The 11,850-nt window shown below is 65.4% G+C and carries 12 protein-coding genes; 7 read left to right on the top strand and 5 right to left on the bottom strand.

Features of this window, described 5'->3' with window-relative positions; all coding sequences use genetic code 11:
- Positions 1-54 precede the first annotated feature (54 nt).
- The 4 genes from BCR55_RS18455 to BCR55_RS18440 form a co-directional block, all read right to left on the bottom strand.
- A complete protein-coding gene (locus BCR55_RS18455) occupies positions 55-1,509 on the bottom strand; it encodes a bifunctional 2-methylcitrate dehydratase/aconitate hydratase (RefSeq protein ID WP_065495331.1) in 1,455 nt (484 codons plus the stop codon).
- A 23-nt stretch (positions 1,510-1,532) separates the two neighbouring features.
- Positions 1,533-2,036, bottom strand: a complete 504-nt coding sequence (locus BCR55_RS18450) for a hypothetical protein (protein WP_006404040.1) — start codon at positions 2,034-2,036, stop codon at positions 1,533-1,535.
- Between the two features lie 236 nt (positions 2,037-2,272).
- A complete protein-coding gene (locus tag BCR55_RS18445; RefSeq protein WP_065495329.1) occupies positions 2,273-3,280 on the bottom strand; it encodes a CoA ester lyase in 1,008 nt (335 codons plus the stop codon).
- Positions 3,281-3,449: 169 nt separating this feature from the next.
- Complete coding sequence (locus tag BCR55_RS18440) at positions 3,450-4,436, bottom strand: malate dehydrogenase (RefSeq protein ID WP_006404038.1); 987 nt, start codon at positions 4,434-4,436, stop codon at positions 3,450-3,452.
- A 298-nt stretch (positions 4,437-4,734) separates the two neighbouring features.
- Between BCR55_RS18440 and BCR55_RS18435 the strand changes: the two genes are divergently transcribed.
- The 7 genes from BCR55_RS18435 to gltA all read left to right on the top strand — a co-directional run bounded on the left by BCR55_RS18435 (position 4,735) and on the right by gltA (position 10,726).
- A complete protein-coding gene (locus tag BCR55_RS18435; protein ID WP_065496657.1) occupies positions 4,735-5,550 on the top strand; it encodes a GntR family transcriptional regulator in 816 nt (271 codons plus the stop codon).
- 171 nt (positions 5,551-5,721) lie between these two features.
- Positions 5,722-6,138 carry a succinate dehydrogenase, cytochrome b556 subunit gene (sdhC, locus tag BCR55_RS18430; protein ID WP_006399545.1) on the top strand — a complete coding sequence of 139 codons (417 nt, stop codon included), beginning with the start codon at positions 5,722-5,724 and terminating at the stop codon, positions 6,136-6,138.
- A 4-nt stretch (positions 6,139-6,142) separates the two neighbouring features.
- Positions 6,143-6,511, top strand: coding sequence for a succinate dehydrogenase, hydrophobic membrane anchor protein (gene sdhD / locus BCR55_RS18425; protein WP_065495327.1), 369 nt, complete (start codon positions 6,143-6,145; stop codon positions 6,509-6,511).
- A gap of 3 nt (positions 6,512-6,514) precedes the next feature.
- On the top strand, positions 6,515-8,290 hold the full coding sequence (gene sdhA / locus BCR55_RS18420; RefSeq protein WP_006399547.1) for a succinate dehydrogenase flavoprotein subunit: 1,776 nt from the start codon (positions 6,515-6,517) through the stop codon (positions 8,288-8,290).
- Between the two features lie 21 nt (positions 8,291-8,311).
- The gene (locus BCR55_RS18415) at positions 8,312-9,013 is read left to right on the top strand and encodes a succinate dehydrogenase iron-sulfur subunit (protein WP_006399548.1); all 702 of its coding nucleotides are present in this window, start codon (positions 8,312-8,314) and stop codon (positions 9,011-9,013) included.
- Positions 9,014-9,098: 85 nt separating this feature from the next.
- On the top strand, positions 9,099-9,371 hold the full coding sequence (locus tag BCR55_RS18410) for a succinate dehydrogenase assembly factor 2 (protein WP_012467863.1): 273 nt from the start codon (positions 9,099-9,101) through the stop codon (positions 9,369-9,371).
- A gap of 53 nt (positions 9,372-9,424) precedes the next feature.
- Positions 9,425-10,726, top strand: coding sequence for a citrate synthase (gene gltA, locus BCR55_RS18405; protein ID WP_006399550.1), 1,302 nt, complete (start codon positions 9,425-9,427; stop codon positions 10,724-10,726).
- 92 nt (positions 10,727-10,818) lie between these two features.
- On the opposite strand, the gene BCR55_RS18400 is transcribed toward gltA, so the two are convergent.
- Complete coding sequence (locus BCR55_RS18400; protein ID WP_053298808.1) at positions 10,819-11,787, bottom strand: AraC family transcriptional regulator; 969 nt, start codon at positions 11,785-11,787, stop codon at positions 10,819-10,821.
- Positions 11,788-11,850 lie beyond the last annotated feature (63 nt).

The following is an 11,850-nucleotide window of genomic DNA, read 5'->3' as shown; positions in this document are numbered from 1 at the left end:
TTTCCTGGGTTAAGGCGAGGAAAGAAGAGCTCCTGTTTGTTCTGTACCTGACGGCTAGATCATATACAGATCGACGTATTCATTGACCGGCATCGCTTCGAGCTTTGCCTGGTCCAGCGACACGTCGAGAATCGCTTGTTGCTGCTTTGCCGGAAAGCGGCGCGCAAGGTTCGTGCGGAACTTGTCGACCAGCAGCGGGATGCCGTCGGCGCGGCGCCGCCGGTGGCCGATGGGATATTCGACCGCGACTTCGGCAAGCGTCGATCCGTTCGCGAACTCGATCGTCAGCGCATTGGCGATCGACCGCTTGTTCGGATCGTGGTAGTCCTTCGTGAACTGCGGATCTTCGACGCAGATCGTCTTCGCGCGCAGCGCGTCGATGCGCGGGTCGGCGGCGACCGCGTCTTCGTAGTCGGCAGCGGTCAGCCGGCCGAACAGCAGCGGCACGGCAACCATGTATTGAATGCAGTGGTCGCGGTCGGCGGGATTCGCGAGCGGCCCCTGCTTGTCGATGATGCGGATCGCGGCGGCGTGCGTGCGGATCGTGATTCGCGCGATCTCGTCGGTCGAGCGGCCGGCCGCCGCCAGCGCATCGTGCAGCTGCAGCGCGGCCTCGACGGCCGTCTGCGCATGGAATTCGGCGGGAAACGCGATCTTGAACAGCACGTTTTCCATCACGTAGGTGCCGTACGGACGCTGGAAGCGGAACGGCTTGCCGCCGAACAGGACGTCGTAGAAGCCCCACGTGCGCGCGCTCAGCGCGGACGGATAGCCCATTTCGCCCGTCTTCGCGATCAGCGCGAGGCGCACCGCGCGGGAGGTCGCGTCGCCGGCCGCCCACGACTTGCGCGAACCGGTGTTCGGCGCGTGGCGGTAAGTGCGCAGCGGATGTCCGTCGACGAACGCGTTCGATACCGCATTGATCAGCTCGTCGCGCGTGAGCCCGAGCAGCCGCCCGACGACGGCCGTCGAGGCGACCTTCACGAGCAGCACGTGGTCGAGCCCGACCGCGTTGAACGAATTTTCGAGTGCGAGACAGCCCTGGATCTCATGGGCCTGAATCATCGCGATCAGCACGTCGCGCATCGCGAGCGGCGACTTGCCGGCCGCGACGGCGGTGCGGGACAGCCAGTCGGCCGTCGGCAGGATGCCGCCCAGGTTGTCGGACGGATGACCCCATTCGGCGGCGAGCCAGGTGTCGTTGAAGTCCAGCCAGCGGATCGCCGCGCCGATGTCGAACGCGGCCTTGACCGGGTCGAGCTGGAACGAGGTGCCGGGCACCTTCGCGCCGTTCGGCACGATCGTGCCGGGCACGACGGGCCCGAGCAGCTTGGTGCAGGCAGGGTAGGACAGCGCCTCGAGTCCGCAGCCCAGCGTGTCGATCAGGCAATGCCGCGCCGTCTCCAGCGCGAGTGCGCTGTCGATTGCACCGGCATTCAGCACGTAGTCGACGATGTCGACGAGTACCGTATCCGGAGCGGGGCGGACGTTGGAGACCGGAGCGGACATCGAGGCGCCTGTGCGGAGCGTCCTTAGTTGACGGCCGGCTTGAGCTCGTTTGCCTGCGTCGGTGCGGCGCCGCCTTGCGCCATTTCCGGCGTCACGCATTCGTCGGCGAGACGCTCGCCGCCGTTCGCGTCGGTAAACAGCATCGCCTTGCTCGGGATCACGACGAGCTTGAAGCCTGCGGCCGGATCGTAGAAGGTGTCGGCGCCGGTCGTCGTTGCTTCGCGCGGCAGCTTGTAGTTCTTCTTCGCCCAGTGGACCGTGACGACCTGGTCGCGTTTCATGTCGCCGGCGAGGTCGAACGACAGGCCGTCCTTGCACGACCACTTGACTGCGCCGTCCGGCACCGGATCGACCTTGGCGGCTGCGCGTGCCTGCGCCTTCTTGCTGCGCGGGATGATGCGCTTGGCCGGCGCGGGGCGCTTGGCCGTCTTCTTCGCGGTCGTGCCCTGTGCGAACGCGCTCGGCGCCGAGACCAGCATCGTGGCGGACAGCGCGCCGATGACGGTGGCGATCAGGAGTTTCTTCATGGAGTCAGAACCTTTCGATAATCAGTTGACAAAGGCCGGCAGGTCGCGCTGCCGGCCGGTTTGAAACTGCACGCGCCCCGAAAGCGCGCAGCGGCCGCTATTTTCACCTATTTGGCCGCGCATATTTCAGGTTTTCGGGCTCCGTTACGTTTTTTGTCGTTTCGCAAACCGGCGGGCCGATCGTGCGCCGTCGACGCGCGGAAATCCGCCGGACGCGCGGGCCCGCGAGCGGCCGCTCACGTGGCGTCTCCGGCGGCCGACGAACCGAACAGCGGCGCGGCTTCGGGCGGCACCGGCTGGCCCGTCGCACGCGCGCGACGCAGCACCGACCAGTAATAGCGGTAGCTCGCGCGGTCGTGCAGCGTGTCGCCGTGGCGCGTCGGCCCCCAGTCGGCCGCCTGCGCGGCCAGCAGGATCTCGGCGGCGAGCGCGATCTCGTCGGTGCGCGGCGCGAACGCGTCGACGATCGGCCGGATCTGCGCGGGATGGATGCTCCACATCCGCGTGAACGCGAATTCGTCGCGCGCGCGGCGCGCATCGCCGGCGACGACGGCCATGTCGCGCACTTCGGTGGTCACGTTGTGGGACGGCGTCTTGCCGCGCGCATGGCACGCGGCCGCGATCTCGAGCTTCGCGCGGCGCACGAGCGGATGCTCGAACTGGCCGGGCGAGCGCATCGCGGTGTCGGGAATCGCGCCGTGGTGCGCGGACACGAAGTCCATCAGCCCGAAGCTCAGCGTGCCGACCATCGGCAGCGCGGCGAGCGTCGCGGCTTGCGCGAGCGCGCCGTGCGTCTCGACCAGCACGTCGACCGGAATCGGCTGCGCGATGCCGAGCTCGCGACGCGTGCCTTCGATGAACGCGCACATTTCGGCCGCATCGGCGGCGTTCGCGATCTTGGGCAGCGTCAGGTAGGCGGGCGGGCGCGCCGCGCGCAGGATGATGCGCACGTCGTCGCGCCAATGCGGATGGGAGAAGTCGTGGATGCGGGCGCCGACGCGCCCGAAGCGGTTCTCGGCGCTGCCGAGCAGCTCGGCGACGAGTTCCGCGTGCGCGGCTTCGTGGCCGACGGCCGCGCCGTCCTCGCAATCGAGCGTGATGTCGAACACCGGGCCCAGCTCGGCCTGCAGCGCAAGCGACTTGCGCATCAGTTTCTCGCTGCCCGCGTAGTGATCGCAGCATGGCAGGATCGCGGGCGGCGACGCACCGTCGTACAACACTTGTGCAGGAGTAAGCGCGGGCATCTCTTCTACGTCAGGAAGCGGGCAACGTGGAGAATATCGGATTCGGACGCGTTCTGCGCTGACGCGCGACGGCAAAACGCGTCCGGATCGGATGGCCGGCGCGGCGGCGTGCCGGCCGGCCGTGCCGGGCCGCGCGCACGCGGCCCGGCAGGCGCTCGATGCCGCCTGCTTAGTTCTTCAGCAGGTGAGCGACGCCGTCGCGCTCTTCGAGCAGCTCGGCGAGCGTCGCGTCCATCTTCTCGCGCGAGAACGCGTCGATCTCGAGGCCTTCGACACGCTTGTATTCGCCGTTTTCGCAGGTGACCGGCACGCCGTAGATGATGTCTTCGGGGATGCCGTACGAGCCGTCCGACGGAATGCCCATCGTGACCCACTTGCCGTTCGTGCCGAGCACCCAGTCACGCACGTGGTCGATCGCCGCGTTGGCTGCCGACGCCGCCGACGACAGGCCGCGCGCTTCGATGATCGCCGCGCCGCGCTTGCCGACCGTCGGGATGAACGTGTTGCGGTTCCATTCGTCGTCGTTGATCAGCTTCAGCAGCGATTCGCCTTCGGCGGTCGCGAAGCGGAAGTCGGGGTACATCGTCGGCGAGTGGTTGCCCCACACGGCGAGCTTCTCGATCGACGCGACCGGCTTGCCCGACTTCGCCGCAAGCTGCGACAGCGCGCGGTTGTGGTCCAGACGCAGCATCGCGGTGAAGTTCTTCTTCGGCAGATCCGGCGCCGACTTCATCGCGATGTAGGCGTTCGTGTTCGCCGGGTTGCCGACGACCAGCACCTTCACGTCGCGGCTCGCGACTTCGTTCAGCGCCGCGCCCTGGACCGTGAAGATTTCCGCGTTTGCCGACAGCAGGTCCTTGCGCTCCATGCCCTTCGAGCGCGGACGTGCGCCGACCAGCAGCGCGACGTCGGCGTCCTTGAACGCAACCTTCGGATCGTCGGTGATCACGACGCCCGCGAGCAGCGGGAACGCGCAATCGTCGAGTTCCATCACGACGCCTTTGACGGCGGCTTGGGCTTGCGGGAGGTCGAGCAGTTGCAGGATGACCGGCTGGTCCTTGCCGAGCAGGTCGCCGTTCGCGATGCGGAACAGCAGCGAGTAAGCGATTTGACCTGCGGCGCCGGTGACGGCAACGCGCTTTGCGGGCTTAGCCATTGAAAATCTCCAGGACGGGATGAAGCGATGGACGCTAGGTAAAACGCCATTCTATGCGCGTTACACGAAGCGTTGCTTTGAAAGCAGGGCGGAGGACTCGCGAGGCAGGCGCGGTGAACCTGGAGACGGCCGTGGCACGTAGCCGGGGACGCGCTGTTGCACCCGCGAACCCTTGCTCGCCCCGGAGTGTAGGAGCCGGCAGGCGCAAAGTCAAACGGTATCATATGTCTTATATAAGACAGATGTTTTGCGGAATTTGAGTGGACGGAAAAGTGCGGTTTGTGATGAAATGCGCGCCATGACATCGAACCAGGCGAATACCGCGAATCCGACCGGCGCAGGCGGCCTAGGGCAGCCGGGCGCGAGCGATTCCGCGCCTGCATCCGCGGCCGCGCAGTCGCCGACGTTCAGCCCGTTATACCAGCAGATCAAGGCATTGATCACGCAGAGCCTCGAAAGCGGCGAATGGAAGCCGGGCGAGATCATTCCGAGCGAAGTCGAGCTCGCGGCGCGCTACAAGGTCAGCCAGGGCACCGTGCGCAAGGCGATCGACGAGCTGGCCGCCGAAAACCTCGTGGTCAGGCGTCAGGGCAAGGGCACGTTTGTTGCAACGCACAACGAAGAGCGCGCGCAGTTCCGTTTCCTGCGGCTGCTCGCGGACGACGGCGCCGAGCACGCGCACGTGAGCCGGCTGCTCGAATGCCGGCGTCTGCGCGCGCCGGCCGAGATCGCGCGCCAGCTCGAGCTGAAGCCGGCCGATCCGGTCGTGCAGGTGCGGCGCCTGCTCGAGTTCGAGGGCGAGGCGACGGTGCTCGACGAGATCTGGCTGCCGGGCGCGATGTTCCGCGGCCTCACGTTCGAGCGGCTCAGCGAGTACAAGGGGCCGCTCTACGCGATGTTCGAAACGGAATTCGGCACGCGCATGATCCGGGCGTCGGAGAAGATCCGCGCGGTGGCGGCGGAGCCCACGGTGGCCGACCTGCTGCACGTGCCCGCGGGCTTTCCGTTGCTGTCGGTCGAGCGTGTGTCCTATACCTATGGCGATCGGCCCGTCGAAGTGCGGCGCGGCTGGTATGTCACGACCGGGTACTACTATCAGAACGACTTGAGCTGACGACGTATCGGCGCAAGCGCCGTGCATTCGCGTTCGACACGTTCGCGAAGCACGTTTCGGGCCGCCTTTGTTCTCGTTCGCGTAACGATCCAGAGCAGACTTTCGCTGCAGCGCGATATAAAAAGGCGCTAAAATTGCGGATTAGTGTGACAACATAAGTAGGGGTCTAGCATGACTGACGCAGTAAGAAAACCGAGGCCGGAATACCGGAACATCGGATTCGGCGACATCACGATGAATTATCGCCTGCCGCTGGCGGCGAAGTTGTCGATCCTCCATCGAGTCAGCGGCGCGCTGCTGTTCCTGTTCCTTCCGTTCCTGCTGTTCCTCTTCGATCAGAGCCTCACGTCCGAGCTCAGCTTCGAAGTCTTCAAGGCCTTCCTCTCCAACATCGTCGTCAAGCTGATCGTCCTCGTGTTGTCCTGGGCGTTCTTCCACCATTTCTGCGCCGGCATTCGCCACCTGCTGATGGACGTCAATCACGACGCCGTCTCGAAGGAAGGCGGCAAGCGGACGGCAGTCGTCGTCTTCGTCGTCTCGATCGCGCTGACGATCGCCATGGCACTCAAACTGTTCGGAGCATTCTAAGAAAATGGCAGCCAACAACCGAATCGGCTCGAAGCGCCTCGTCGTCGGCGCGCACTACGGCCTGCGCGACTGGCTCGCGCAGCGCGTCACCGCCACGATCATGGCGGTCTACACGGTCATTCTGCTCGTCCTGTTCTTCGGCGCGCACGACTTCTCCTACGACGGCTGGGCGTCGATCTTCTCCGCACAATGGATGAAGCTCGCGACCTTCGTGACGCTGCTTTCCCTCTTCTATCACGCATGGGTCGGCGTACGCGACATCTGGATGGACTACGTGAAGCCCGTCGGTGTGCGCCTGCTGCTGCAATCGCTGACCATCGTCTGGCTGCTCGCATGTGCGGGCTACGCCGCGCAGATTCTCTGGAGAGTGTAAAGAATGGCTGCAATCAAAACTTCCCTCCCGCGTCGCAAGTTCGACGTCGTGATCGTCGGCGCGGGCGGCTCCGGCTTGCGCGCGGCGCTGCAACTGTCGCGCGCGGGCCTGTCGGTCGGCGTGCTGTCGAAGGTGTTCCCGACCCGTTCGCATACGGTGGCCGCGCAGGGCGGCATCGGCGCGTCGCTCGGCAACATGAGCGAAGACAACTGGCACTTCCACTTCTACGACACGATCAAGGGCTCCGACTGGCTCGGCGACCAGGACGCGATCGAATTCATGTGCCGTGAAGCGCCGAACGTCGTGTACGAGCTCGAGCACTTCGGCATGCCGTTCGACCGCAACGCCGACGGCACGATCTATCAGCGTCCGTTCGGCGGCCACACCGCGAACTACGGCGAGAAGCCGGTCCAGCGCGCCTGCGCGGCCGCCGACCGTACCGGTCACGCGCTGCTGCACACGCTGTACCAGCAGAACGTCGAAGCGAAGACGCAGTTCTTCGTCGAATGGATGGCGCTCGACCTGATCCGCGACGCGGACGGCGACGTGCTCGGCGTGACGGCGCTCGAAATGGAAACGGGCGACGTCTACATCATGGAAGGCAAGACGACGCTGTTCGCGACGGGCGGCGCAGGCCGGATCTTCGCGGCGTCGACCAACGCGTTCATCAACACCGGCGACGGCCTCGGCATGGCGGCGCGCGCAGGCGTGGCGCTGCAGGACATGGAGTTCTGGCAGTTCCACCCGACCGGCGTGGCCGGCGCGGGCGTGCTGATCACCGAAGGCGTGCGCGGCGAAGGCGGCATTCTGCGCAACGCGAACGGCGAGCGCTTCATGGAGCGCTACGCGCCGACGCTGAAGGATCTGGCGCCGCGCGATTTCGTGTCGCGCTCGATGGACCAGGAAATCAAGGAAGGCCGCGGCGTCGGTCCGAACAAGGATCACGTGCTGCTCGACCTGTCGCACATCGGCGCCGAGACGATCATGAAGCGTCTGCCGTCGATCCGCGAAATCGCGCTGAAGTTCGCGAACGTCGACTGCATCAAGGAGCCGATCCCGGTCGTCCCGACGATCCACTATCAGATGGGCGGCATCCCGACCAACATCCACGGTCAGGTCGTCGGCACGTCGCGCGATCACAAGGAGCCGATCAACGGCTTCTACGCAGTGGGCGAATGCTCGTGCGTGTCGGTGCACGGCGCGAACCGCCTCGGCACGAACTCGCTGCTGGACCTCGTGGTGTTCGGCCGTGCGGCCGGCAACCACATCGTCGAGCAGGTGAAGAAGCAGAAGGAACACAAGCCGCTGCCGGCCGACGCGGGCGAATTCTCGCTGGCGCGCCTGAACAAGCTCGACAAGTCGAGCTCGGGCGAGTACACGCAGGACGTCGCGAACGACATCCGTGCGACGATGCAGAAGCATGCAGGCGTGTTCCGCACCTCGGCGCTGCTGAAGGAAGGCGTCGAACTGATGGACGGCCTCAAGCAGCGTGTCGAGCACATCCATCTGAAGGACAAGTCGAAGGTGTTCAACACCGCGCGCGTCGAAGCGCTCGAGCTGGAGAACCTGATCGAAGTCGCCCGCGCGACGATGGTCTCGGCCGAGGCGCGCAAGGAAAGCCGCGGCGCGCACGCGCACAGCGACTACGAGCACCGCGACGACGAGAACTGGCTGCGTCACACGCTGTGGTACAGCGAAGGTGACCGCCTCGACTACAAGCCGGTTCAAATGCAGCCGCTGACGGTCGAGTCCGTGCCGCCGAAGGCGCGTACGTTCTAAGCCGAATCAAAGGAATCTGAAATGGCAAAACGCATTTTTGAAGTCTACCGCTACGATCCGGACAAGGACGCGGCGCCGCGCATGCAGACGTACGAGCTCGAGATCAAGCACGAGCGCATGTTGCTGGACGCGCTGGTCAAGCTGAAGGCGCTGGACGAGACGCTGTCGTTCCGCCGTTCGTGCCGCGAAGGCGTGTGCGGTTCGGACGCGATGAACATCAACGGCAAGAACGGGCTCGCGTGCCTGACGAACCTGAACGACCTGCCGCAGAAGATCGTGCTGCGTCCGCTGCCGGGCCTGCCCGTCGTGCGCGACCTGATCGTCGACATGACGCACTTCTTCAACCAGTACCACTCGATCAAGCCGTACCTGATCAACGACGCGCCGCCGCCGGAGAAGGAACGTCTACAGTCGCCGGAAGAGCGCGACGAGCTCGACGGCGTGTACGAGTGCATTCTGTGCGCAAGCTGCTCGACGTCGTGCCCGAGCTTCTGGTGGAACCCGGACAAGTTCGTCGGCCCGGCCGGCCTGCTGCAGGCTTACCGCTTCATCGCGGACAGCCGCGACACGGCTACCGGCGAGCGCCTGGACAACCTGGAAGACCCGTACCGTCTGTTCCGTTGCCATACGATCATGAACTGCGTCGACGTCTGCCCGAAGGGCCTGAACCCGACGAAGGCGATCGGCAAGATCAAGGAACTGATGGTCCGCCGCGCGGTTTAATGATGATGACCCCCAAGCTCACTTCGTTCGCCGCCCCCCGACGGGGCGTCGACGCCCTTGGGGCTGCCCTGCGGGTGTCTTTGTGATGAGCGACCACTCGCATCAATCCGACCCGCACCGCCGCGCGCGCCTTCGCTGGCGCGCCCGGCGGGGTCTGCTGGAGAACGACATCGTCTTCGAGCGTTTCTTCAGCCGATACGAGCATGACCTCACCGATGCAGACGTGGGCGCGTTGTCGCGCCTGCTCGATCTGAGCGACAACGACCTGATGGACTTGCTCCTCGCGCGCAAGGAACCAGAAGGCGACCTTGACAGCCCCGACGTTCACCGGCTGTTGGAGATGCTGCGCAACGTGTAACGCGTTACGCCCGTTATCGAATCCCGTTTCTTTATTTCGATTGAGGATGTGCCATGACTCCGTCTGATGTTAAAGCCACGCTATCGTTCAGCGACAATTCGCCGAGCGTCGAACTGCCGATCTACAAGGGCACGATGGGCCCGGACGTGATCGACATCCGCAAGCTGTACGGCCAGACCGGCAAGTTCACGTACGACCCGGGCTTCATGTCGACGGCGTCGTGCAATTCGGCGATCACGTACATCGACGGCGACAAGGGCGAGCTGCTGTATCGCGGCTACCCGATCGACAACCTCGCGCAGAACGCCGACTTCCTCGAGACCTGCTATCTGCTGCTGAAGGGCGAGCTGCCGAACGCAGCGCAGAAGAAGGAATTCGTCGACACCGTCACGAAGCACACGATGGTGCACGAGCAGATGCACTTCTTCTTCCGCGGCTTCCGCCGCGATGCGCACCCGATGGCGATCCTGGTCGCCGCGGTCGGCGCGCTGTCGGCGTTCTACCACGACTCGCTCGACATCAACGATCCGCGTCACCGTGAAGTGTCGGCGATCCGCATGATCGCGAAGCTGCCGACGCTCGTCGCGATGGCGTACAAGTACAGCATCGGCCAGCCGTTCGTCTATCCGAAGAACGATCTGTCGTACAGCGCGAACTTCATGCGGATGATGTTCTCGAATCCGTGCGAAGAGTATCAAGTCAACGACGTGCTCGTCCGCGCGCTCGACCGCATCCTGATCCTGCACGCCGATCACGAGCAGAACGCATCGACCTCGACGGTCCGTCTCGCGGGCTCGTCGGGTGCGAACCCGTTCGCGTGTATCGCAGCCGGTATCGCGTGTCTGTGGGGCCCGGCGCACGGCGGTGCGAACGAAGCCGCGCTGAACATGCTCGAGCAGATCGGCACGCCGGAAAACATTCCCGAGTTCATCAAGCAGGTGAAGGACAAGAATTCGGGCGTGAAGCTGATGGGCTTCGGCCACCGCGTGTACAAGAACTACGATCCGCGCGCGAAGCTGATGCGCGAAACGTGCTACGAAGTGCTGAACGAACTCGGCCTGCACGACGATCCGCTGTTCAAGCTCGCGATGCAGCTCGAAAAGATCGCGCTGGAAGACGAATACTTCGTGTCGCGCAAGCTGTACCCGAACGTCGACTTCTACTCGGGCATCGTTCAGCGCGCGCTGGGCATCCCGACGTCGATGTTCACCTGCATCTTCGCGATGGCACGTACGGTCGGCTGGATCGCGCAGTGGAACGAAATGATCGCCGATCCGGAGCAGAAGATCGGTCGTCCGCGTCAGCTGTTCATCGGCGACACGCCGCGCGAAGCGAAGCCGCTGAACGCACGTTAAGTCGTGCGCACGACGCGGGCCGGCCGGCAGGCCGCTCGCGTCCGGCGCTTGCCGCATGCCGCACCCCGGTGGGTCGTCCCGCCGGGGTGTTTTCATTTGCGCGGCGTGCGTTTGCGCCGCTCGAGCGATGGCGGGCGCGTGTCGAGCGGCGGTGCGTCGGCGTCGGTGTCGGGCGCGCGGCCGCGTTGCGCGAAGTACTGCCGGTACGCGCCCGGTGTCATGCCGCGCGCCGCGAGAAACTGGCGATTGAAGTTCGCGGGATTCGGAATCCCGCAGCGCGCGGCGACCGTCGCGATCGGCCAGTCGGTCGCGACGAGATGGCGGCACGCATGCGCGATGCGCAAGCGCTGCACGTAGCGGCCGACGCTTTCGCCGAGATGGCGGACGAACATGCGCTGCAGCGTGCGTTCGGACAGATGCGCGACCGCGGCGAGCGCGCCGATGCGCAGCGGTTCGTGAAAATGGCGGTCGATCGCATCGAGCACGCGATCGAGGCGTTCGGCTTCGGGCGCGTCCGCGTCGCTGGCCGCGCGGCCGTCGTGCCGCTCGTAGGCCTGTGCGGTCGCGAGCGGTTCGCCGCCGGCTTCGGCGAGATCGGCGAGCGTATCGAGCGCCGCGGCGAGGCGCACGCGCGGCGACGGATCGAGCAGTCGCGGCAGCCTCGCGCGCATCGCGCGCGCGGTCTCCGTATCGAAGCGCAGGCCCGGTGCCGCGCGCCGCAGCAGCGAGCGCAGCGGCACGTATTCGGCGCAGCAGTCGGCGAGGCGCCGCACCCAGTCGCCGTCGAACCAGACGACGAGCGCGACTTCGGGCGCATCCGGATCGATGCGCGCGTTCGACGACCAGGTATGTGGAAGATTCGGCGGCACGAGGACGAGATCCTCGTCCGCATAGCGCGCGACGTGATCGCCGATGAAGCGCCGGCCGCGGCTGTTCAGCGTAAGCGTCAGCTCGTATTCCGGATGGCGGTGCCATTCGAACGGGATGCGCGCGAGCTGCCGGTGATACACGCGGATCGAACAGCCGGGAGCGAACGTCACGTGTTCGTATTGCGGTTTCATCGCGGGCTCCGGGCGAGGGCGGTCGCGGCGTCGTGGCATGATCGGATCGATCGTCACGACGGA

Source organism: Burkholderia sp. CCA53, from assembly GCF_001685525.1.
GTDB lineage: Bacteria > Pseudomonadota > Gammaproteobacteria > Burkholderiales > Burkholderiaceae > Burkholderia > Burkholderia multivorans.
The sequence above is the reverse complement of the archived record's forward strand: the minus strand, read 5'-3'. Positions and strand labels throughout refer to the sequence as shown.